Genomic DNA, 24,228 nt, shown 5'->3' on the forward strand with positions numbered 1-24,228 from the left:
TCCCCCGGGAGGAAGTCCACAGTTCATCCGAGGATGTCTGCAACTTGTGATGCAGATGTTACTGCTGTGACTGAAGTTACTTCAGTGGCGGATGTTGCCAACAGCAGTCACAGTTGCCACACTAGTCGCAACATCCATAACGCTCAACCTTAGCTTGAGCCTTTTGATGACTGTGCAGGTCGGGGCTGCTTCGCTCCCGTTCCATCGCCCGTTCCGGACTTCGCACAGGCCCGCACGACCCCCAGAACCCAGTGATGAGGAGCGAGCCTATGGCGACCCCCCGCCTTCGCATTTCCGCAGATCGTGTCCTGCGTCGTCGACGTCCGGGCAGGCACCCGTCGCGTTCCGTGGGGCGCCTCGCCGCCCTCGGCCTGGTGCCGGCCCTCGCCGTGGGCGCCGCGGTCGCGCTGACGGTCGTCGATCGCGGCCCGGACTCGGAGATCGCGCCCGCCGTCGCCGCCGATACGCCCGTCACCCTGTACGGGCACGGCTACGGGCACGGCCGCGGCATGGGGCAGTACGGCGCCTACGGCTACGCGAAGAACTTCGGGTGGACCGCCGAACGCATCGTCGGGCACTACTACGGCAACACCCAGCTCGGTCAGGTGGCGGATCCCTTCGTCGCGGTACGTCTGATCGGCCGTGACGACAAGCGCCTCGACGTCTACGCGCAGGCCGGTCTCAACGTCGCGGGCCGGTACTTCGGGCCGAACTCGGCCGCGCACCTCGTCCCGACGCCCGGCGGTGCCGACGTCACCGTCACCGAAGGGTGCACCGGCCGGGAAATCTGGCGGGGCTCCACCAACCATCCCTGGGTCGACCCGGTCAACCTCGGCGCCAACCGTCCGGCCAACGAGCATCTGCGCCTGTGCGACGGCAACGTCCCGTATCGCGGCGCGATGAACGCCACCCGGGACGGCAACGGCGCCTGGCGCACCGTGAACCGTGTGCTGATGGAGGACTATCTCTACAGTGTCGTTCCCTCCGAGTCGATCCCGTCGTGGGCCGACTCCGGTGGCAGGGAGGCGCTGCGGGCGCAGGCCATCGCGGCGCGCTCGTACGCCGCGGCCGAGCGCCGCTACGGCTACGCGCAGACCTGCGACACCCAGTCCTGCCAGGTCTACCGCGGATCGTCCAACGAGGACTGGCGGACCACCGAAGCCGTCCGCACCACGAGCGGAACCGTCATCAAGCGCGGCAACCAGATCATGGCGGCCGAGTTCTCGTCGTCGTCGGGCGGATTCACCGCCGGCGGCGTCTTCCCGGCCGTCGTCGACGAGGGTGACGTCGTCTCACCGAACCGCAACTGGCAGCAGACCGTCACCGCCGGAGCCATCGCGAACGCGTACGGCGTCGGCGAGCTGATCTCCTTCGACGTCATCGGTCGCAACAACCTCGGCGCCGACGGCGGTCGCGTCACCCGCGTCAAGGTGGTGGGAACGGCCCGCACCGTCGAGGGTTCGGGCGACGAGGCCAGGTGGAAGCTCGGGCTCAAGTCGGACTGGTTCACCGTCGGCGGCCCCGGCGCGCCCGGGCCGATTCCGGGCCTGCCGCTCCCGCCGGGCTCGCTCGAGTCGCTGCCGCTGCCGGAGTTGCCGCCGCTGCCCGAGATCACCCCGGGGTCGGTGGAGTCGCTCCTGCCGCCGCTGCCCCCGTTGCCCCCGCTGCCGCCGGGCTCGGCCGCACCCCTCCCGTTCGCTGCTGCAGCGGGTGACGCGATCGCCGAACCCATCGCTGCTCCCATGGACCAAGCTGCCGCCCCGGCGGAGGAGTCGCCCATCGACGCCAAGTACCGGGAACTCGGCGGCGCGGCCGGCACGCTGGGTGAACCGACGGGACCCGAGCTGATGCTGGTCGACGAATCGGGCAAGTTCCGGACCTACGCGGGCGGCACCATCGTGTGGACGCCCACGCTCGGCACGCGGGTCGTCGACTCGAGTGTCGTCGTGCAGCCGGCGCCGGCGGAAACGGACATCGTCGCCGGATAGGAAATCCGCAGGACCCGAGAAGGGGCAGGGCCACCGCACAGCGCGGTGGCCCTGCCCCTTTTCTCGTCGAGCGGGGAATTCCCCTTGACCTTGACGCTGCGTCAACCTGCAGGCTGGTGGTACCGACGCACCGAGGAGGCGACATGAAGCGGACCGGAGAGTGGTCGATCCAGCAGCTCGCGCGGATCACCGGGACCACGAGCCGGACGCTGCGGCACTACGACAGCATCGGTCTGCTCGCCCCCAGCCGGATCGGGGCGGGCGGCTACCGCCACTACGACCAGGCGGCGCTGGTGCGACTGCAGCGGATCCTGCTGCTCCGCGATCTGGGGCTGGGGCTGACCGCGATCGCCGAGGTGCTGGCAGGAGACACGGACACCCTGTCCGCGCTCACGACGCACCTGGAACTGCTCGAGGAGGAGCAGGAGCGACTGCGGCGTCGCATCGCGTCGGTGCGAACCACGCTGGACAGGACGAGAAGAGGAGAGCCACTGATGGCCGAGGAGATGTTCGACGGATTCGACCACACGCGCTACGAGGAAGAAGTGGTCGAACGGTGGGGCCGGGACGCCTACGACCGCGGCGACCGCTGGTGGCGGACCCTGTCGGATGCCGACAAGACCGGCTTCCAGCAGGACCAACTGGACATCGCCGCCGAGTTCGGGCGAGCGCACGCGGCCGGCCTCGCACCCGACTCACCCGAGGTGCTGGCGATCACCCGACGGCACTACGAGTGGGTCGCGGCAGGCTGGCAGGACCGGCGTCCCACCGCCGACGCCTTCGCGGGCCTGGGGGAGATGTACGTGTCCGATCCGCGGTTCGCGAAGCACTACGACCGGCACGGCCCGGGCACCGCCGAGTTCGTACGGGACGCGATGCTCGCGTTCGCGGTGGCCCTGTAGGCGCTCCGCGCCCGTGCGCCTTTTCGGTGGTTCGCGCCACCGGAAAGGCGCACAGGCGACGGAGTCGCCTACCCTGTTTTCCGTGACTGCCCAAAACGCGCCCCAGCCGTCCGCAGGTCAGTACGACCTCATCATCGTCGGATCCGGATTCTTCGGACTGACGATCGCCGAAAGGGCCGCGACGCAGCTCGGTAAGCGCGTGCTCGTGGTCGAGCGCCGGCACCACCTCGGCGGCAACGCCTACTCCGAGGCGGAGCCCGAGACCGGCATCGAGATCCACAAGTACGGCGCCCACCTGTTCCACACGTCCAACAAGCGGGTGTGGGACTACGTGAACCAGTTCACCGAGTTCACCGGCTACCAGCACCGCGTCTTCGCGATGCACAAGGGCCAGGCCTACCAGTTCCCGCTGGGTCTGGGCCTGGTCTCGCAGTTCTTCGGCCGGTACTTCAGCCCGGACGAGGCCCGAGCGCTCATCGCCGAGCAGGCCGCCGAGTTCGACGTCAAGGAAGCGGCGAACCTCGAAGAGAAGGGGATCGCGCTGATCGGCCGCCCCCTGTACGAGGCGTTCGTGCGCGACTACACGGCCAAGCAGTGGCAGACCGATCCGAAGAACCTGCCCGCCGGCAACATCAGCCGCCTGCCCGTCCGGTACACGTTCGACAACCGCTACTTCAACGACACCTACGAGGGTCTGCCCGTCGACGGCTACACCGCGTGGCTCGAGAACATGGCGAAGGACGACAAGATCGAGGTCCGGCTGGACACCGACTGGTTCGACGTCCGCGACGACATCCGCGCCGCCAGCCCCGACGCCCCGGTCGTGTACACCGGACCGTTGGACCGCTACTTCGACTACGCCGAGGGCGAGCTGGGCTGGCGCACCCTCGACTTCGAGACCGAGGTCCTGCCGACCGGCGACTTCCAGGGCACCCCGGTCATGAACTACAACGACGCCGACGTGCCGTTCACCCGCATCCACGAGTTCCGCCACTTCCACCCGGAGCGGGACTACCCCACGGACAAGACGGTCATCATGCGCGAGTTCTCCCGGTTCGCGGAGAACGGCGACGAGCCGTACTACCCGATCAACACCCCCGAGGACCGGGCCAAGCTCGAGGCCTACCGGGTGCGCGCCAAGGCCGAGGCCGCGGAGTCGAAGGTCCTGTTCGGCGGACGCCTGGGCACCTACCAGTACCTCGACATGCACATGGCCATCGCCAGCGCGCTGTCGATGTTCGACAACACGCTGCGGCCGCACCTCGAGTCCGGCGCGCCGCTGGCCGGAGAGCTCGCGTGAGTGCGCTGCTCCAGCGGGTCCTGCTGCCCAGGCCCGGCGAGCCGCTCGACGTCCGCAGCCTCTACGCCGAGGAGTCGACGACCAATGCCCGGCGGGCGCACGCGACGTCGCGCACGTCGCTGTCGATCGGTGCCGAGTCCGAGGTGTCGTTCTGCAGCTACTTCAATGCGTTCCCGGCCAGCTACTGGCGTCGGTGGACGGTGCTCGAGTCCGTCCTGCTGCGGCTGGAGCTGAACGGGCACTGCCGCGTCGACGTCTACCGCTCCAAGGCGGACGGCTCGCGAATCCACGTGGAGGGCAAGGAGTTCCGCGAAGGCACGCTCGAGTTCGAGGTGGATCTGGGCCCGTTCGAGGACGGCGGTTGGATCTGGTTCGACATCACCACCGACACCGAGGTGGAACTGATCGGCGCCGGTTGGCACGCACCGGTGGACGCTCCCGGTGAGGGGCGCGTCGCCGTCGGTATCCCCACGTTCAACCGCCCCACCGACGCCGTCAAGGCGCTCGCCGCGCTGGCGTCCGACCCGCTCGTGCTCGACGTGATCGACGCCGTCATCATGCCGGACCAGGGCACCCGCAAGGTGCGCGACGAACCCGGTTTCGCGGAGGCCGCGGCGATCCTCGGGGACCGCCTGGCCATCCACGACCAGGGCAACCTCGGCGGTTCCGGTGGCTACAGCCGCATCATGTACGAGGCGCTGAAGACGACCGACAGCCCGTACATCCTGTTCATGGACGACGACATCGAGATCGAGCCGGATTCGATCCTGCGCGCGCTCGCGATGTCGCGGTTCGCGAAGAGCCCGATGCTCGTCGGCGGTCAGATGCTCAACCTGCAGGAGCGCAGCCACCTGCACACCATGGGCGAGGTCATCGACCGCTCCGTCACGATGTGGGCCGGAGCGCCGAACGCCGAGTACGACCACGACTTCTCCCGGTATCCGCTCAGCGACCGCGAGCACTCGAAGAACCTGCACCGCCGGATCGATGTCGACGGCAACGGCTGGTGGATGTGCATGATTCCGCGCGTGTGCGCGGAGGAGATCGGGCTCCCGATGCCGCTCTTCATCAAGTGGGACGACTGGGAGTACGCGCTGCGCGCCCATCGCGCCGGCTACCCCACGGTCACGGTGCCCGGCATCGCGATCTGGCACATGGCGTGGAGCGACAAGGACGACGCCATCGACTGGCAGGCGTACTTCCACCTCCGGAACCGCCTCGTCGTCGCCGCGCTGCACATGCCGGACAGCATCACCGGCCTGGTCCGCCACACGGTCAAGGCCACCGTCAAGCATCTGATGTGCCTCGAGTACTCGACGGTCGCGATCCAGAACCTCGCGATCGAGGACTTCCTCGCCGGGCCCGAGCACGTTGCCGACCTGCTGCCCACCGCGCTTGGCACCGTCCACGCGCTCCGCAAGCAGTACCCCGACGCCGTGGTGCTGCCGTCGTCGACCAGCCTGCCCGAGCCCTCGCGCGCCGACGTCGGCGACGTCGGCCTGCCCACGGGCAAGGTGGCCATCGCCACCCGCCTGGTCAAGGGTTTGGTCCACAACGTCAAGAAGACCAAGCGTGAGCACCTCGACACGCCGCAGCTGAACGTCCCGACGCTCGACGCCCGCTGGTTCCTGCTGTCGCAGGTCGACGGTGTCACCGTCACGACGGCCGACGGTCGTGGCGTCGTCTACCGCAAGCGAGACCCCAAGGTTGCCGCGCGCCTGTTCAAGGAGGCGCTGCGCCTGCGCCGGGAACTGGCCGAGCGGTTCCCCGAGCTCGCCCGTGAGTACCGTGCCGCAGCGCCGGACCTGACCAGCAAGGAAAGGTGGGAACGTGTCTTCGGCATCTGAGGTCCGGATCCTGCAGACCGTCCAGGGCACCATCGGCGCCGCGCCGGCGGTCGTCAAGGCCGCGCGGGGCATGTCGCACTTCGGTGAGCACGCCCTCGGCTGGGTCGCCGTCGCCGGTGTCGGCGCCGCGCTCGACAAGCCGCGCCGCCGCCGCTGGGCAGGTGTCGCCGTCGGCGCCCTCGGTGCGCACGCGGCGTCGATCGTCATCAAGCGCGTCGTCCGTCGTCCCCGCCCGAACGACCCGTCCGTCCAGGTCAACGTGTCGACGCCGAGCAAGCTGAGCTTCCCGTCGTCGCACGCCACGTCCACGACCGCGGCGGCAGTGCTGCTCGGCCGGCTCACCGGGCTACCCTTGCCTGCGGTACTGATCCCGCCGATGCTGCTCTCACGCCTCGTTCTCGGAGTGCACTACCCGACCGACGTGCTCGCGGGGTCGGCACTCGGCGCCGTGTCCGCGGCTGCCGTGCTGCGGGCCGAGCAGAAGTTTGGAGTGAAATGAGCGAGGAGCCTGCAGTCGTCACCGGGCCCCCGAAGACCCTGGCCGGCGGCATCGTCAAAGCCGTCCGCCCGCGTCAGTGGGTCAAGAACGTGCTCGTCCTCGCCGCGCCTCTCGCGGCCGGGTCCGTCACCGAAGCCGACGTGCTGTTGCCGGTCGCGCTCGCGTTCGTCGTGTTCTGCATGGCCGCGTCCGGCATCTATCTCGTCAACGACGCAATGGACGTCGAGGCCGACCGCGCGCACCCGACCAAGCGTTACCGGCCCATCGCGGCCGGTGTGCTGCCGGTCAACATGGCGTACGCCATGGCGGTCGTGCTGCTCGCCGGCTCGATCCTGCTGTCGTTCGTCGCGAACTGGCAGTTGGCCGTGGTCATGGCCGTGTACATCGGGATCCAGCTGGCGTACTGCTTCGGGCTCAAGCACCAGGCCGTGCTCGACATCTGCATCGTCTCGTCCGGCTTCCTGCTGCGCGCGATCGCCGGTGGCGTCGCCGCCGAGATCCCGCTGTCGCAGTGGTTCCTGCTGATCATGGCGTTCGGTTCGCTGTTCATGGCGGCCGGCAAGCGGTACGCCGAGCTGCAGCTCGCGGAGCGCACCGGTGCGAAGATCCGCAAGTCGCTCGAGTACTACACCGGCACCTACCTGCGGTTCGTGTGGACGTTGTCCGCGACCGCGGTCGTGATCTGCTACGGCCTGTGGGCGTTCGAGCAGGATCGCGCCAACGACACCAACTGGTTCGCCATCTCGATGGTGCCCTTCACGATCGCGATCCTCCGCTACGCGGTCGACGTCGACGGTGGCGAGGCGGGCGAACCGGAAGAAATTGCACTGGGTGACCGGGTGCTCCAGTTCCTCGCGATTGCCTGGATCGGAGTAGTAGGTGTCGCTGTCTACCTCGTCTGAGCCGACTTCTGCCGCCGACGAGACCGACACCGAGTCGCGCCCCCTGGGGGAGCGGATCTCGCGTGCGGTCTTCGTCGGCGGTGTCGCGCTGACGGCGCTCCTCTTCGCGTGGGGGGCGTGGCAGCGACGGTGGATCGCCGACGACGGGCTGATCGTGCTGCGCACGGTCCGCAATCTGCTGGCCGGCAACGGCCCCGTGTTCAACGCGGGCGAGCGGGTCGAGGCGAACACCAGCACGTTGTGGACGTACCTCGTCTACGTCGTCGGATGGGTGACCCAGGCTCGGCTCGAATACGTGGTGCTCGGCATCGCGCTCGTGCTCTCCACATCGGCGATCGTGCTGGCGATGGTCACGGCGCGGCTGCTCTACCGGGGCAGGATGTCCGGCCCCACCGTGCTGCTGCCTGCCGGCGCGCTGGTCTACATCGCGCTGGTCCCCGCGCGTGACTTCGCAACCTCCGGGCTGGAAACCTGCCTGGTCATCTTCTGGATCGCCCTGCTGTCGCTGCTGCTGTTGCGGTGGGCGCAGGCGTCCGCGCCGTCGACGTCGTCGATCCTGGTGCTGGCCTTCGTCGCCGGACTGGCACCGCTGGTTCGGCCGGAGATGGCGTTGCTCGGTGCCGGCGCGCTCCTGATGGTGCTACTGGCCCCCGGCATGAGCCCACGGCTCAGGGGGGCCGTGATCGCCGTCGCCGGTGCGGTGCCGGTGGCGTACCAGATCTTCCGCATGGGCTACTACGGGCTGCCCTACCCGAACACCGCGGTGACGAAGGAAGCCGGCGGCTCCAAGTGGGGCAAGGGCTTCGAATACCTGCAGAACCTGGTCGACCCCTACAAGCTGTGGGTCCCGATCCTGCTCCTGTGCGTCGCCGGGCTCGTCGTCTGGCTCCTGCGCCGTCCGGTCCCCTCCCCGGAGCCCGCAGCCCCCGATTCTGCGCACTCCTCGCGCGTGCACCGGTTCCGGACCTGGCTGCGCAGTCCCGGTGCCGCGGTGGCTTTCATGCTCGGCAGTGGGATCGTGTCCGCGGCGTACTCGATTCGCGTCGGCGGCGACTTCATGCACGGCCGGACGCTGCTGCCCGCCCTCTTCTGCCTACTGCTCCCCGTTGCCGTCGTGCCGGTGCGACTCCCGACCCGCCGCGATCGGGAGGACCGCCGCGCGATGATCGTCGGTGTCGTGTCGCTGGCGACGTGGGCGGGCGTCGTCGGATGGGCGCTGTGGGCGGCGAACTCCGACGGGATGCCGAACGGCACCGTCGTGGGCCGCAACGGAATCGTCGACGAGCGGGCGTTCTACTCGCTCGAAACCGGCCACGCGCACCCCATCCGCGCCGAGGACTACCTCGACTTCCCGCGGGTCCGGGCCATCGCCGAGTCGATCGCCGCCAGCCCCAACGGCGGCGTCGTCATCTCCGCCGGCAACCACGACTTCATGTACGTCGTTCCGCCCCCGGGTGTGCCGCCGGAGGGCGGCGCCGGGCACACCGTCTTCTTCCCGATGCTGGGGATGGCGTCGATGAACACCTCGCTCGACGTGCGGGTTCTCGACAACATCGGCCTGGCGAACCCGATTGCGGCGCACACCGATCGAATCGAGGACGGGCGCATCGGTCACGACAAGGATCTCGCGCCGGACTGGATCGTCGCCGACGCCGGCATGGTCGGACTGCACCCGTGGATCCCGCCGTTCATGGACGAGCGCTGGGTGGCCGACGCCCGGGTGGCACTGACCTGCCCGCAGACCCAGGACCTGCTCGCCTCGTACCGGGCGGACCTGACGTGGGCGCGATTCAAGCAGAACCTCCGCCGGTCGTTCGAGTTCGCCGACTACCGGATCGACCGGGTGCCGGCCTACGAGATCCAGCGGTGCGGTCTCGAGGTTCCGCAGCCCTGATCGCTGCCGACCGTCGTCTCGGACCAGCGGATTTGTCTCTTTTGTGTAACGCCGAGCCCACCGGAGTCGATGATCATCCAGTGGCGCGACGGCGGCATCGGATGCCGCCGTTGTCGTTTCGAGGGCATTTGTCTATGTGCACCGCGTGACATAAAGTCCTCCGAGCGCAGTGTGACCTGAAACAGGATCGTTATCTCCCTTGCGGTGGTGCGGCCCTGCTTCCCCGACGGAATCGGGTCGGCACGCTCCTCGAGCGGTGCCGCGGACGAAGACGAAGAGAGAGCAGTATCCATGCGTTTTGATCGACAGAGGCTTACCCGGCGCCTCAAGCAGCGCCTGCTCGGTGTGTCCGCCGCAGCGCTGGTCCTGCCGGTGGTTGCCGGAATCGCCGGCACGGCCGTCGCAACGGCAGCGCCTGCCGTGCACCGTGCCCCGGCCGGCGGATACGAGGAAGTCTTCGTCGACTCGAGCATGGGCCCGATCAAGGTTCAGATCCAGTGGGCCGCACGGGGTGGCGACGCTGCCCTCTACCTGCTCGACGGCCTGCGGGCCCGTGACGACGCGAACGCGTGGACCTTCGAGACCAACGCGCTCGAGCAGTACCGCCTCGACAACCTCACTCTCGTGATGCCGGTCGGCGGCCAGTCGAGCTTCTACACGGACTGGTACGCGCCCAGCAACTTCAACGGGCAGAAGATCACCTACAAGTGGGAGACGTTCCTGACCGAGGAACTTCCCGCCTACCTCGAGACCCGTGGCGTCTCGCGGACCAACAACGGCGTCCTCGGACTCTCGATGGGTGGCTCGGCGGCCCTCACTCTCGCTGCGTACCACCGCGATCAGTTCAAGTTCGCCGGCTCGCTCTCCGGTTACCTGCACATCTCGGCGCCCGGCATGCGTGAGGCGATCCGCATCGCGATGCTCGACGCGGGCCGCTACAACGTCGACTCGATGTGGGGTCCGCCGTGGAGCCCGAACTGGCTGCGCAACGACCCGTTCGTGTTCGCGCCCAAGCTCGAGGGCCTGTCGATGTACATCTCGGCCGCCAGTGGCCTGCCGGGCAAGTACGACAACCCGAAGAAGGCGATCGACTACTACAACGCCGCGAACGCGATGGGCCTGGAGGCGCTGTCGCTGGTCAACACTCGCGCCTTCCAGCTCAAGCTCGCCTCGCTGAAGATCCCCGCGACCTACAGCTTCCCGGCTAACGGCACCCACGCGTGGGGCTACTGGTCCGAGGAACTGTGGAAGGCCCGCGGCCAGATCCTGAACACTCTGAACGCGTGGTGACATCCCATGACGTGACGTGAGACGCCTTCCCCCGCACAGCTCGTGCGGGGGAAGGCGTCCCGCGTTCGGGCGCAGGTGACTGCGCCCGGCCCGGATCGAAAAATTCACTTACCGCCCCAGCGAGGCAACCCCGCATCGTCCCTTCCGCCGTGTAGTAAGGAAGCGACGTTCTCGGCCCCGAGGGGCGCCCGCCACGACGAAGGAGAGTTGTCCCCATGCGATCAGGTCTCGAGCGGTCGTCGTACCGCGCCGGCACCGAAGGTAGGTGGCGAAGGAGGGCGCTCAGCGTCGCCGCAGCCGCGCTTGTCATGCCGATCGCGGCGGGCATCACCTCGGTCGGTACCGCCGGTGCACAGTCCCTCGGCACCCCCGGTGGCACCGCCACCGTGCAGGCGGGTGCGCCGGGAACCATCAGCAAGGTCGACTGGCTCACCGACCGTCGCGTCGCGGTGTGGGTGAACTCGCCGTCGATGGGTGTCCCGATCCAGGTGCAGCTGCTCCTCGCGCGCGACTGGAACGCCAAGCCCGACGCCAAGTTCCCCGCCGTCTACATGCTCGACGGCATGCGAGCGCGGGACGACGAGAACGGCTGGACGCTCGAGACCGACGCCGAGGCCTTCTACGCGGACAAGAACGTCAATGTCGTGATGCCGATCGGCGGCCAGTCCAGCTTCTACGCCGACTGGCTCGACCAGAACAACGGCCACAACTACCAGTGGGAGACGTTCCTCACCAAGGAACTTCCGCCGATCCTCGAGAACGAGTGGCGCACCACGCAGACGCGTGGCGTCGTCGGTCTGTCGATGGGCGGCACGTCCGCGATGATGCTGTCGGCACGCAACCCCGGCTTCTTCAAGTTCGCGGGCTCGCTGTCGGGCATCCTCACGACCACCACGCTCGGCATGCCGCAGGCCATCTCCTACGCGATGAGCGACGCCGGCGGCTACGACGCCGACGCGATGTGGGGCAACCCCACCAACGACGCGTGGGCCGCACACGATCCGTACCTGCTGGCCGACAAGCTGAAGGGCATGAGCCTCTACGTTTCCAGCGGCAGCGGCACCACCGGCCCGTACGACCAGCCGTCCGGCATCCCGGGCATCAGCACCAACTACGCGGGTATGGGTCTCGAGATCCTGTCGCGTCTGACGTCGCAGACGTTCACCACCAAGCTGCGCAAGCTGAACATCCCCGCGACGGTCAACTACCGTCCGTCGGGCACGCATTCGTGGCCGTACTGGGAGTTCGAGCTGCACCAGCTGTGGCCCCAGCTCGCCCAGGCGATCGGCGTCGACGCCGACAAGCCGGGCTGCGGCGTGGGCGGTGCGATCGCGCCGGTCGCGAACGGCAACAACTGGCTCGGCGACTGCCTCACCGGCGAGTACTCGGTGCCCGGCGGCGTCGCGCAGGACTTCCGCTTCGGACGCATCTTCTTCTCGCAGGGCTCGGGCGCACAGCCCGTCGCGGGACGTATCGGCGGCGCCTACCAGGGCGCGAACGGGCCGGGCGGCGCACTCGGGTTCCCGACCACCCCGGAGAACGGCACCCCCGACGGCCGCGGCCGCTTCAACCACTTCCAGAAGGGCTCGATCTACTGGACGCCGCAGACCGGCGCCCACGCGGTGAGCGGCCCGATCAGGGACGAGTGGGTCAAGCAGGGCTACGAGACGGGCCCGCTCGGTTACCCGAGGGCCGACCAGAAGAAGCTGCAGGGCAAGGACGGCCTGGTCCAGGACTTCGAGATCGGTTCGATGTACTGGAGCGAGCCGACGGGCACGCACTCGGTCCAGGGACTGATCATCAAGAAGTACGGCGAACTCGGCTGGGAGGGCGGCTGGCTCGGTCTGCCGCTGACCAATGAGATCGGTATCCGGGACTTCGGCGCCTTCAACCGCTTCCAGGGCGGCAACATCTACTGGAGCCCGGCGAGCGGTGCCTGGTCGGTGAAGAACGGCCCGATCTTCGACGCCTGGGCGAAGGAGAATTACGAGAACGGACGACTGGGCTACCCGATCAGCGACCAGTTCGACGTTCCGGGCGGCGTGCAGCAGAAGTTCCAGCACGGCGTCATCACCGTCAAGGACGGAAAGGCGACCATCGCCTGACGATGGTCCGACTACGCGCGGGGCGGTGACCGGATCGGAGGATCCGGGCGCCGCCCCGCATCGTATGTAGCCTGTTTCAAGACATTGTTTCGACACAGCAAACTCGAGGACTGACATGTCGCACTTCTCCCGTACCCGTTCCGCGCTCGCACGCACCGTCGTGACGAGCGCGCTCGTAGTCGCCGCCGGCGGGCTGCTGGTCGCCTGCGGCGACGACGATTCGTCGGCCACGGGGGAGCCGTCGACCACGTCCGCCGTCGCGTCCACCACCACCAAGGCGCCGTCGAGCAAGACGACGGGTGACGCCGCTACGCCCGCTCCCTCCGGCGGCGGCAGCCAGGCCACCACCGACGCCGTCGAGCAGCAGCAGCCTGTGCCGAGCGGTTTCCCCGGCCCCACCGAGGTGCCGATCGACCCGCGCGGTCAGGCATTCCTGGACGGTCTGAAGAAGGAGGGCATCACGCCCGCCGGTGACGGCCAGATCGCCGTCTCGACCGCCGACTACATCTGTGCCGCGAAGGAACAGGGCAGCTCCAACGAGGAGATCTCCACGTTCGTCACGGCCGCCGTCGGCAGCGAGGCGACCGCGTCGGGCCAGGACATCACGCCCGAGCAGGCCGGCAAGAACGCGGGGATCTACATTCAGGTCGCCCAGGCCGAGTACTGCCGGTAGTCGCGCGTGAGTGTGAGCGGCCGCGGAACGCGGAAGGTCGGGAAGAACCGGGGGCGTAGGCGCTTCGGGATCGTCGCAGTGTTCGCGACGATCCTGGTGCTCGTCGTCGTGGCGGTGTGGTACCTGCTGGCCGGCCGAGTGCCCGAGCCGGGGCCGCCGACACCGCCGGGTCCGACGCCGCCGGCAGCCCAGCCGGCGGACTGCCCCGACGTCCAGGTGATCTCGGTGCCCGGCACGTGGGAGTCCAACGCTGCCGACGACCCGTACAACCCGACGGCCAATCCCGCGTCGCTCATGCTCAACGTGACCCGGCCGCTGCAGGAGCGCTTCTCGCCGGACCGCGCCGACGTCTACACGGTCCCGTACGTCGCGCAGTTCTCCAATCCGATCGCGCTCCCGCCGGACGGCCAGGAGTCGTACAACAATTCGCGTGCGGCCGGGACCGCGGCGACGATCGACCTCATCGAGCGCCGGCACGCGGAGTGCCCGCTCACGACGTATCTGTTGACGGGCTTCTCGCAGGGCGCCGTGATCGCGGGCGATGTCGCGGCGCGGATCGGCGTCGGGGACGGCCCGGTGTCGCCGGATCTGGTGCTGGGCGTCGGCGTGATCGCCGACGGCAGGCGTGATCCCGCCGCCGCGCCGACGATCGGGCCGCCGGTCGCCGGTGTCGGTGCGGAGCTGTCGCTCGCGGGGCTGAAGCTGCCCGGGATCACGATGACCGGTGTGCGGCCGGGAGGCTTCGGAGCGCTGGCGGATCGCGCGGTCCAGATCTGTGCCCCCAGCGACGGAATCTGCGACGCACCCGCAGAGGCGCTCAAGGTCGGCAACTGGCTCAGCAGCGCGTCGAGGTTGACCGAGTACTACAACAATCCGATCCATGCGATGTACAACACATTCGTCGTGGACGGCAACGGCACGACCGCCACGCAATGGATCACGAACTGGGCCGCGGACAAGATCGACGCAGCTCCAGCGCCTGCGCACGAGTGATCCGCCGAAAGTCGTAGGCCGAACCGACTCCTCAGTAGCCTCACGAGCGGTAATGTCCGTGCTCGCGACCCGATCACGGGTCAAGGGGGTGGATCCCTATGCTTGATTGGTTGTGCCGGAACAGGCAGGGGGCTGCATGCGTGAACGAGGAAGAAGGCTTTGATGGGTTCCACCGACGTCTCGGACGTCTGCGCGCCGCGCAAGTTCCGGTTCGCGGCCGGCGGCGAGGGTAATGCCGAAGAGGGTGGTGCTCGTCGATTTCTCAAGCTCGCGCAGAAGGCCGAGGAGCTCGGCTACGACAGCTTCATGATCCCCGATCACCTGGGCAACCAGGTGGGGCCGATCGCGGCACTCGGCGCGCTCGCCGTCGCGACGGACAGGATCCGACTGGGCACCGCCGTTCTCGCGAACGGGTTCCGGCATCCCGCGGTGCTCGCCAAGGATGCCGCCACGATCGACGTCCTCTCGGGCGGCCGTCTGGAACTCGGCATCGGTGCCGGATGGATGAAGGAAGAGTTCGACAAGGGCGGCATCGAGTACGAACGTCCCGGTGTCCGAATTGCGAAACTCGAGGAGTCCCTGCAGATTCTCGACACGCTGCTGCGTGGCCAGGAGTGCAACTTCGAGGGCGAGCACTACCGGATCAGCGGCCTCAAGGGCAGTCCCCGTCCGCGGCAGGGCCCGCGTCCGCCGATCGCGGTCGGTGGCGGAGGCCCCAGGATGCTGGCCCTGGCGGCCAAGTACGCCGACATCATCTCGGTGGCCACACCCACCAGTAAGGACGGTCGTCTTCTGCTGTCGGGTATCACGATGGAGAAGACCATCGAGCGGGTCGAACGGATCCGCGACGCCGCCGGCGACCGGTTCGACGACATCGAGTTGAACTGGACCATCACCACGATCATGGTCACCGACGACCGGGAGCAGGCCGCCGAGATGGCGCTGGCCGCACTCGACCAGGGTTTCCCGCCGAACATCGAGGTCGACACCACGTTGTCGGTGCAGGAGCTCCTCGACTCGCCGTACCTGGCGATCGGCACGCACGAAGAGATCGCAGATCAGATCCGTAACGTGCGGGAGAAGACGTCGATGTCATATGTGGGCGTCTTTCCGACTCAGATGGAAGCATTCGCGCCGGTGATCCCATTGCTCCGGGGCGAGTAGACGATGCGCATCTGTAACATGTTGCTGGTTTCGAGTCGATGGACCGACTCGTAGGCGTGTCGTCTACGTCCCGCAAGTTGCGAGTGGCTACAAAGGGAAAGGGTAGTCACGGGCAACGACAAGAAGCAGGCCACGACCGACGAAACAGAGAACTAACGATGAATCCGCGCGGCGAAGGAAGTCTGGGGCGCAACCATGTCGGTTGATGGTTGTGTGATCGCTTCGACAGGAGAAGGAATGAACGCGATGTTCGACGACTACCTCGACGAACACGGCCACATCCGGCTCACGCCGGGGCACACGCTGATCGACTACGTCGACGAGCACACGCGCAACAACGCAGGCGACCTGGTGTACCGCTACGTCGACTACTCGCGCGAGCGTGACGGCGAAGCGCACGAGTTGACCTGGGGCCAGTTCGGTCTGCGTCTTCGTGCTGTCGCCGCCCGTCTGCAGCAGGTCACCGAGTACGGCGACCGCGTCGCGATCCTCGCGCCGCAGGGCCTCGACTACGTGACGTCCTTCTTCGCGGCCATCCACGCCGGTCGCATCGCGGTTCCGCTGTTCGATCCGGACGAGCCCGGCCACACCGACCGCCTGCACGCCGTTCTCGGCGACTGCGAGCCCGCCGCGATCCTGACCGCGACCTCGTCGGCGGCCGGTGTCCGTCAGTTCTTCCGTTCGCTGCCCGCCGCGAAGCGTCCCCGGATCATCGCCGTCGACGCGATCCCGGACAGTGTCGGCGACACCTGGGTCCGTCCCGCGATCGAACTCGACGACATCGCCTACCTGCAGTACACGTCCGGTTCCACCCGGACGCCGGCCGGTGTCGAGATCACGCATCGCGGTGTCGCCACCAACGTGCTCCAGATGGTCGATTCGCTCGGCCTGAGCGAGCACTCGCGCGGTGTCACCTGGCTGCCGCTCTACCACGACATGGGTCTGTTGACCGTGATCCTGCCCGCGCTCGGTGGCCAGTACATCACCATCATGAGCCCGCGCGCGTTCGTCCAGCGTCCCTACCGCTGGATCAAGGAACTCGCGGCGATCGCCGACGGCGCCGGAACGTACGCCGCGGCCCCCAACTTCGCGTTCGAGCACGCGGCGATCCGCGGTCTGCCCAAGGAGGGCGAGCACCTCGACCTGAGCAACGTCATCGGCCTGATCAACGGCAGCGAGCCGGTCACGGTGTCGTCGATGCGCAAGTTCAACGAGGCGTTCGCGCCGTACGGCCTGCCCAAGACGGCGATCAAGCCGTCGTACGGCATGGCGGAGGCCACGCTGTTCGTCTCGACCACGCACCCGTCGGACGAGGCCAAGGTCATGTACGTCGACCGCGACGAGCTCAACGCGGGCCGCATGGTCCAGGTCGACCAGGACGCCCCGGGCGCGGTCGCGCAGGTGGCGTGCGGCGCCGTCTCGCGTAGCCAGTGGGCCACGATCGTCGATCCCGAGACCGCCGCCGAGCGTCCCGACGGCTACGTCGGCGAGATCTGGCTGCACGGCGACAACATCGGGCAGGGTTACTGGGGTCGCGAGCAGGAGACCGCCGAGACGTTCCACAACAAGCTGCTCCAGCGCCTGCCCGCGGACTCGCACGCCGAGGGCGCGCCGGACGACGCGAACTGGCTGCGCACCGGCGACTACGGCGTGTTCGTCGACGGCGAGCTCTACATCACCGGCCGCGTCAAGGATCTGGTGATCGTCGACGGCCGTAACCACTACCCGCAGGATCTCGAGTACTCGGCGCAGGAGGCCAGCTCGGCGCTGCGCCCCGGATTCGTCGCCGCGTTCGCCTGCCCGGCGAACCAGCTGCCGCCCCAGGTGTTCGAGAACTCGCATTCCGGACTGGTCTTCGACCAGGACGACGCGTCCGAGCAGCTGGTCATCGTCGCGGAGCGTGCGCCGGGTGCCGGCAAGGCCGACCCGCAGCCGATCGCGGACGCCGTTCGCGCCGCGATCTCGGCGCGGCACGGTGTCACTGCGCGCGACGTGCTGCTGGTTCCGGCCGGCTCGATTCCTCGTACGTCCAGCGGCAAGCTTGCCCGCCGCGCGTGCAAGGCGGCGTACGTCGAGGGGACGCTGCGTGGCGGCCACACCCAGACCGCGTTCCCGGACGCCGTTTCCGACTAGATCCTTTTCTGACGGATAGCTTGGTGAGTTGATGGCTGAACACGAGATGACGGTCGCGCAGTTGCGCGAGTGGATGCGCAACTGGATCGCTGAGGCCACCGGGCAACCGGCGGCGGCGATATCCGACGATCGCCCGTTGGAGGAGTTCGGTCTCTCCTCCCGCGACGCGGTCGCGCTGTCGGGGGAGATCGAGGATCTCGTGGGCGTCACGCTCTCGGCCACGGTCGTCTACCAGCATCCGACCATCGCCTCGTTGGCCACCCGCATCATCGAGGGTGAGCCGGAGCTGCCCGCGGACGGCGACGACGCCGCGTACTACCGCGGGGGCGTCCCGGGCGGGCAGTCGCACGACATCGCGATCGTCGGCCTCGCGACGCGCTTCCCGGGCGCCGGGCACACGCCGCAGGAGATGTGGAAGCTGCTGATCGAGGGCCGTGACGCGGTCACCGATCTGCCCGAGGGCCGCTGGGCGGAGTTCACCGCCGATCCGTATGTCGCGGCCGCCGTCGAGAAGGCCGCCACCAAGGGTGGTTACCTCGACGACGTGCACGGCTTCGACGCCGAGTTCTTCGCGATGTCGCCGCTCGAGGTCCAGAACGTGGACCCGCAGCAGCGGCTGGCGCTGGAGCTGACGTGGGAGGCGCTCGAGCACGCCCACATTCCGGCGAGCGCGCTCAAGGGCCGTGACGTCGGTGTGTTCCTCGGCTCGTCGGCCAACGACTACCAGCTGCTCGCGGTGAGCGATCCGGCGTCGGCGCACCCGTACGCCCTGACGGGCACGTCCACGGCGATCGTCGCGAACCGTGTCTCGTACTTCTACGACTTCCGCGGCCCGTCGATCGCGCTGGACACGGCGTGCTCGTCGTCGCTCGTCGCGGTGCACCAGGCGGTCCGCAGCCTGCGCTCGGGCGAGTCCGAGATCGCGGTGGCCGGTGGCGTGAACATGCTGCTCGCTCCGCCCGCGACGCTCGGCTTCGACGAGGGCGGCGTCCTCACCGAGGACGGCAAGATCAAGGCCTTCTCGTCCGACGCGAGCGGAATCGTCCGCGCCGAGGGCGGCGGCATCGTCGTGCTCAAGCGGCTCGAGGACGCCGAGCGCGACGGTGACACGATCCTCGCGGTCGTCGCGGGTTCCGCGGTCAACCAGGACGGCCGCTCCAACGGCCTGCTCGCGCCGAACCCGGACGCGCAGGCCGACTGCCTCCGCCACGCCTACCGCGACGCGGGCATCGCCCCGTCCGGTGTCGACTACATCGAGGCGCACGGCACCGGCACCATCCTCGGCGACCCGATCGAGGCGGACGCGCTCGGCCGCGTCGTCGGCCGCGGCCGTGACGACGACAAGCCGGCGCTGCTCGGATCCGCGAAGACCAACTTCGGTCACCTCGAGGCCGCCGCGGGCGCTGCAGGCCTGATCAAGGTCGTGCTCGCGCTGCAGGAGGACGTCATCCCGGCGTCGCTCAACTACGCGGGCCCCAACCCGTACATCCAGTTCGACAAGGCGCACCTGCAGGTGATCCCGGAGGCGACGGCGTGGCCGCGCTACACGGGTCAGGCCGTCGCGGGCGTGTCCGGCTTCGGTTTCGGTGGCACCAACGCGCACGTCGTGGTCCGTGAGTACACGGGCTCCGCGAAGACCGACGAGGTCGCGGCGGAGCCGATCGACCTCGACAACGAGAACACCACCATCGAGGCCGAGGCAGAGCGGATGCTCGCGGAGGCTGCCGAGTCGGTCGGGCTCGATGCGGCGTCGGACGCCGTGGAGGTCGCGGAGACCGCGGTCCTGCTGGCGGTGTCGGCGTCGATGCCGTCGCGCCGTCGTCGTGCCGCCGAGGACCTGGCCAACTGGCTCGAGACCGAGGAGGGCAGCCGCACGCCGCTCGCCGACGTCGCGCGCACCCTCGCCAAGCGCAACCACGGCCGCTCCCGCGCCGTCGTGATAGCGAAGAACCGCGCCGAGGCCGTCACCGGCCTGCGCGCCGTCGCCGCCGGCAAGCCCGCCCCGGGCGTGCTGACCGCCGACGCGCCCGCCGCGAAGGGCCCGGTCTGGGTGTTCTCGGGCTACGGCTCGCAGCACCGCAAGATGGCCAAGCAGCTGTACATCGAGAACTCGGTGTTCCGCGCGGCCGTCGACGAGGTCGACGCGCTGATCGAGGACGAGGCCGGCTACTCCATGAAGGAGAAGTTCCTCGACGACTCGATCGACTACGACGTCGAGACGTCGCAGGTCGGCATCTTCACCATTCAGGTCGCGCTCGCAAAGACGCTGCGCCACCACGGCGCCGAGCCGGCCGCGTTGGTCGGACATTCGATGGGTGAGGCCGCCGCCGCATACGTGTCGGGCGGCCTGTCGCTCGAGGACGCGGTCCGCGTCATCTGCTCGCGGTCGCGGTTGATGGGCGAGGCCGAGGGCCTGCTCGAGGGCGACGACATCCGCCTGATGGCGCTCGTCGAGTACAGCTCCGAGGAGATCGAGAAGGTTCTGCCGGACTTCCCGAACCTCGAGGTGTGCGTCTACGCGGCCCCCACCCACACTGTCATCGGTGGCCCCGAGCCCGAGGTGAACGCGATCGTCGCGCGCGCCGAGGCCGAGGAGAAGCTCGCCCGGGTCCTGCAGACCAAGGGCGCGAGCCACACGTCGCAGGTCGATCCGCTGCTCGGTGAGCTGGCGGCCGAGTTGGCCGGCATCGAGCCGTACAAGCTGAAGGTCGGGCAGTACTCGTCCGTCGATCAGGACTCGTACTACCCGGCGGGCCACGCCCCGATCCACCCGGTCGAGTACTGGACCAAGGGTCTGCGGCACAGCGTCTACTTCACCAACGCGGTGAAGGCCGCCGTCGACGCCGGACACACCACGTTCGTCGAGCTGGCGCCCAACCCGGTGACGCTGATGTCGGTCGCCGCGACCGCGTGGGCCGCCGGCGTGGCCGACACCCAGCTGATCCAGACGCTCAAGCGCAAGGAGGACGAGCCGCTCGGCGTGCTCACCGCCCTCGCGCAGCTGTATGTCCACGGCCACTCCGTCGACCTGCCGTCGCTGCTCCCGGCCGGCGCCTTCGCCGACCTGCCGCGCACCGCGTTCCTGCGCAGGCGGCACTGGATCGAGGCGCGGGTCTCCACGTCGGGCAACACCCGCGTCCCGGGTGCGCACGTCGCGCTGCCCGACGGCCGGCACGCGTGGGAGGTGCAGGCCTCCGCCGTCACCGATCTCGGTGCACTCGTCACCGCGGCCGCGGAACAGTTGTTCGCGGACGTCGCGCTGACCGGCGCCGTTGCGCACGGCGACGTGCCGGCGGCCGGGACCCTGACCACCACGCTGGTGCCGCATCTCGGTGGCGCGTCGGTGCAGGTGCACGCGAAGTCCGATGCCGGGTTCGCGCTGGTGTACGACGCGGTCGTGTCGTCCGGTGAGGCGCTGCCCGAGCCGGTGGTCGCCGCGGCCGTGACCGAGCCCGCGGTGTCCGACGAGGTGTCGACCGAGTCCGCGGAATCGTTCGGCGATCGTTGGGATCCGGAGAGCTCGCAGTCGCTCGAGGACCGGCTGACGATCATCGTCGCGGAGTCGATGGGCTATGCGCCGGAGGATCTGCCGGGCGAGATCCCGCTGATCGAGCTGGGTCTGGACTCGCTGATGGCGGTCCGGATCAAGAACCGCGTCGAGTACGAGTTCGACATCCCGCAGCTGCAGCTGGCCGCGGTGAAGGACGCGAGTCTGCACGACGTCGCGAAGTACCTGCGCTACGCGGTGGAGAACCGCGAGGAGGTCGCGGCGATGGCCGCGCAGCAGCAGGCGGACAAGGACGCCGGCGAGACGGTCGATGCTGTCGCGGCCCCGGTCGCCGAGCAGCAGACGGCGAAGGCTCCGGCCGAGTCCGGCGAGGTCGACGTCCCGCCGCGGGACGCGGCCGAGCGTCTGACGTTCGCGTCGTGGGCCGTCGTGACCGGCAAGTCGGCGCCGGGCATCTTCGGCACGCTGCCGATCCTGGGCGACGAGGACGCGGAGAAGCTGGCGGCTCGTCTCACCGAGCGGTCGGGCGGCGAGATCACCGTCGACGACGTGCTCGACGCCGAGACCATCGAGCAGCTCGCCGAGACGGTACGTCAGCACCTCGAGGACGGCCTGAAGATCGACGGACTGGTGCGCACGCTGCGTCCGCGCGCCGAGGGCTCGGACGCCGTGCCGGTGTTCGTGTTCCATCCGGCCGGTGGGTCGACGGTGGCGTACGAGCCGCTGCTCAAGCGCCTGCCCGCGCACACCCCGATGTTCGGTCTCGAGCGGGTCGAGGGCCCGATCGACGAGCGCGCCGCGGCGTACGTGCCGCTGCTGCGGGAGATCCAGGGTGACGGCCCGTACGTGCTGGCCGGGTGGTCGCTCGGCGGCGTGCTCGCCTATGCGGTGGCGCGGCAGCTGCGTGAGCAGGGCGCCGACGTCCGCGTCGTCGGCCTGATCGACACCGTCATGGCCGGTGAGAAGGTCGAGGACACCCCGGACGAGATCCGGGCCCGCTGGCAGCGCTACGCGAAGTTCGCGAAGAAGACGTACGGTGTCGATGCACCCCTGCCGTTCGATCGGCTCGCGGAGGCGGGTAGCGACGAGGAGCAGATCGGGATCCTGATGGATCTGCTGAAGCTCAGCGGCGCGAAGATCCCCGGCGGCATCATCGAGCACCAGCGGACGTCGTGGCTCGACAACCGGGCCATCCAGACGGCGGATCCGCAGCCGTACGACGGCGACGTCGTGCTGTACATGGCGGACAGCTACCACGAGGACGCGATCAATCTCGAGCCCTCGTTCGGGACTCGACAGCCCGACGGCGGCTGGGGTGACGTGGCGAAGAACCTGGAGGTCGTCTACATCGGTGGCGACCACATCCAGATCGTCGACGAGCCCTACATCTCCAAGGTCGGCGCGGACCTGTCGAACAAGCTGGCCGAGATCGAGAAGCGGAGCAACTGAGTGAGCACCACCACCGCAGAAAAGCTTGCGGAACTGCACGAAAAGCTCGAGCTGTCGAAGGCCCCGGGTAACCCCAGAGCGATTCAGAAGCGCAAGGACAAGGGTCTGCCGACGCCGCGCGAGCGGATCGAGATGCTGCTCGACCCGGGCACGTTCGTCGAGATGGGTCAGTTGGCCCGTCAGCCCGGCGACGACTCCAATCCCTACGGCGACGGCGTCGTCACCGGCCACGGCCTGGTCGACGGGCGGCCGGTCGCGGTGTTCGCGCACGACCAGACGGTCTTCGGCGGCGCGGCCGGCGAGATCTTCGGCCGCAAGGTCGCCGCGGTGAACGACTTCGCCATCAAGATCGGCTGCCCGGTCGTCGGTATCAACGAGTCCGCCGGCGCCCGCATCCAGGACGCGGTGACCTCGCTCGCGTGGTACGCCGAGATGGGCCGGCGCCAGGAGCCGCTGTCGGGCATGTGCCCGCAGATCTCGATCATCCTCGGCAAGTGCGCCGGCGGCGCCGTGTACGCGCCCATCAACACCGACATCGTGATCGCGACCGAAGAGTCGTACATGTTCGTCACCGGGCCGGACGTCATCAAGTCGGTCACCGGCGAGGACGTCAGTCTCGACGAGCTCGGCGGCGCGCGGAACCAGGCCGAGTACGGCAACATCCACCACGTCGCGCCCGACGAGAAGGCGGCGTTCGAGTACGCGCGCCAGTACCTCAGCTACATGCCGTCGAGCTGCACCGAGAAGCCCCCGATCATCAACCCGGGCCTCGAGCCGGAGATCACCGAGGACGACCGGTCGCTCGACGCGTTCATGCCCGACGCCGACAACGCCGGCTACGACATGCACGACGTCCTCCTCAAGATCTTCGACGACGGGGAGTTCCTCGAGGTTCGGAGCCAGTCGGCGCAGAACCTCATCACCGGCTTCGCGCGGGTCGACGGCCGCCCGGTGGGTGTGGTCGCGAATCAGCCGATGCAGCTGTCCGGTGCGCTCGACGCGGCGGCTTCCGACAAGGGCGCTCACTTCGTACGCGTCTGCAACGCCTACGACATCCCGCTGGTGTTCGTCGTCGACACTCCGGGCTTCCTGGTCGGCGTGGAGCAGGAGAAGGTCGGTGTCATCAAGCGCGGCGGCCGCTTCCTGTTCGCGTACGTCGAGGCGACGGTCCCCAAGGTGACCGTCGTGGTGCGCAAGGCGTACGGCGGCGCATACGCGGTGATGGGCTCCAAGCAGCTCGGCGCCGACATCAACCTCGCCTGGCCCACCGCACGCATCGCGGTCATGGGCGCCGAGGGCGCGGTGAACCTCATCGGCCGCAAGCAGATCGAGGCCGCCGGCGACAACGCCCCCGCGGTTCGCGCGCAGCTCATCAACTTCTACAACGAGCACGTCGCGACGCCGTACATCGCGGCCGAGCGCGGCTACATCGACGCCGTCATCGAACCGTCGACCACCCGCCTCGAGATCCGCAAGGCACTCACCCTGCTCCGCGACAAGAAGGTGTTCAAGAACCCGCGCAAGCATCATCTGCTTCCGTTCTGACCTCTTCGTCTCCAAGCTGAAGGGACCCTTTGTGCG

At 68.7% G+C, this 24,228-nt stretch carries 15 protein-coding genes; all 15 read left to right on the forward strand.

The features are described 5' to 3' along the window. Positions 1-269: 269 nt before the first annotated feature. The 15 genes from A6I89_RS23275 to A6I89_RS23345 all read left to right on the forward strand — a co-directional run bounded on the left by A6I89_RS23275 (position 270) and on the right by A6I89_RS23345 (position 24,192). Positions 270-1,988 carry a SpoIID/LytB domain-containing protein gene (locus tag A6I89_RS23275; RefSeq protein WP_044990273.1) on the forward strand — a complete coding sequence of 573 codons (1,719 nt, stop codon included), beginning with the start codon at positions 270-272 and terminating at the stop codon, positions 1,986-1,988. Positions 1,989-2,131: 143 nt separating this feature from the next. Next, a complete protein-coding gene (locus tag A6I89_RS23280) occupies positions 2,132-2,890 on the forward strand; it encodes a MerR family transcriptional regulator (protein ID WP_022593357.1) in 759 nt (252 codons plus the stop codon). Between the two features lie 82 nt (positions 2,891-2,972). Continuing rightward, positions 2,973-4,190, forward strand: a complete 1,218-nt coding sequence (gene glf, locus A6I89_RS23285; RefSeq protein ID WP_005516324.1) for a UDP-galactopyranose mutase — start codon at positions 2,973-2,975, stop codon at positions 4,188-4,190. Then, positions 4,187-6,037 carry a glycosyltransferase gene (locus tag A6I89_RS23290; protein ID WP_013414509.1) on the forward strand — a complete coding sequence of 617 codons (1,851 nt, stop codon included), beginning with the start codon at positions 4,187-4,189 and terminating at the stop codon, positions 6,035-6,037. Before glf ends, A6I89_RS23290 begins: the two co-directional genes overlap by 4 nt. Continuing rightward, a complete protein-coding gene (locus tag A6I89_RS23295) occupies positions 6,021-6,536 on the forward strand; it encodes a phosphatase PAP2 family protein (protein WP_022593358.1) in 516 nt (171 codons plus the stop codon). The genes A6I89_RS23290 and A6I89_RS23295 overlap by 17 nt, the downstream gene beginning before the upstream one ends. Continuing rightward, on the forward strand, positions 6,533-7,438 hold the full coding sequence (locus A6I89_RS23300; protein ID WP_005516321.1) for a decaprenyl-phosphate phosphoribosyltransferase: 906 nt from the start codon (positions 6,533-6,535) through the stop codon (positions 7,436-7,438). The genes A6I89_RS23295 and A6I89_RS23300 overlap by 4 nt, the downstream gene beginning before the upstream one ends. Next, complete coding sequence (locus tag A6I89_RS23305; protein ID WP_022593360.1) at positions 7,416-9,332, forward strand: arabinofuranosyltransferase AftB family protein; 1,917 nt, start codon at positions 7,416-7,418, stop codon at positions 9,330-9,332. Before A6I89_RS23300 ends, A6I89_RS23305 begins: the two co-directional genes overlap by 23 nt. A gap of 291 nt (positions 9,333-9,623) precedes the next feature. Beyond that, the gene (locus A6I89_RS23310) at positions 9,624-10,622 is read left to right on the forward strand and encodes an alpha/beta hydrolase (protein WP_005516318.1); all 999 of its coding nucleotides are present in this window, start codon (positions 9,624-9,626) and stop codon (positions 10,620-10,622) included. A gap of 215 nt (positions 10,623-10,837) precedes the next feature. Then, complete coding sequence (locus A6I89_RS23315; RefSeq protein ID WP_013414512.1) at positions 10,838-12,727, forward strand: alpha/beta hydrolase-fold protein; 1,890 nt, start codon at positions 10,838-10,840, stop codon at positions 12,725-12,727. Between the two features lie 115 nt (positions 12,728-12,842). Then, the gene (locus tag A6I89_RS23320) at positions 12,843-13,400 is read left to right on the forward strand and encodes a DUF732 domain-containing protein (protein WP_013414513.1); all 558 of its coding nucleotides are present in this window, start codon (positions 12,843-12,845) and stop codon (positions 13,398-13,400) included. Positions 13,401-13,406: 6 nt separating this feature from the next. Beyond that, entirely contained in the window at positions 13,407-14,393 is a 987-nt protein-coding gene (locus A6I89_RS23325; protein WP_172504551.1) for a cutinase family protein, read from the forward strand. A 162-nt stretch (positions 14,394-14,555) separates the two neighbouring features. Continuing rightward, positions 14,556-15,557, forward strand: a complete 1,002-nt coding sequence (locus tag A6I89_RS23330; RefSeq protein ID WP_005516313.1) for an LLM class F420-dependent oxidoreductase — start codon at positions 14,556-14,558, stop codon at positions 15,555-15,557. 237 nt (positions 15,558-15,794) lie between these two features. Next, the gene (gene fadD32 / locus A6I89_RS23335) at positions 15,795-17,690 is read left to right on the forward strand and encodes a long-chain-fatty-acid--AMP ligase FadD32 (RefSeq protein WP_005516312.1); all 1,896 of its coding nucleotides are present in this window, start codon (positions 15,795-15,797) and stop codon (positions 17,688-17,690) included. Between the two features lie 31 nt (positions 17,691-17,721). Then, positions 17,722-22,647: a polyketide synthase Pks13 gene (gene pks13, locus A6I89_RS23340; RefSeq protein WP_022593366.1), complete on the forward strand. Its 4,926-nt coding sequence runs from the start codon at positions 17,722-17,724 to the stop codon at positions 22,645-22,647. After that, the gene (locus A6I89_RS23345) at positions 22,648-24,192 is read left to right on the forward strand and encodes an acyl-CoA carboxylase subunit beta (protein WP_022593368.1); all 1,545 of its coding nucleotides are present in this window, start codon (positions 22,648-22,650) and stop codon (positions 24,190-24,192) included. The last annotated feature ends 36 nt before the right edge of the window (positions 24,193-24,228 follow it).

This window comes from Prescottella equi, from assembly GCF_002094305.1.
GTDB classification, from domain to species: domain Bacteria; phylum Actinomycetota; class Actinomycetes; order Mycobacteriales; family Mycobacteriaceae; genus Prescottella; species Prescottella equi.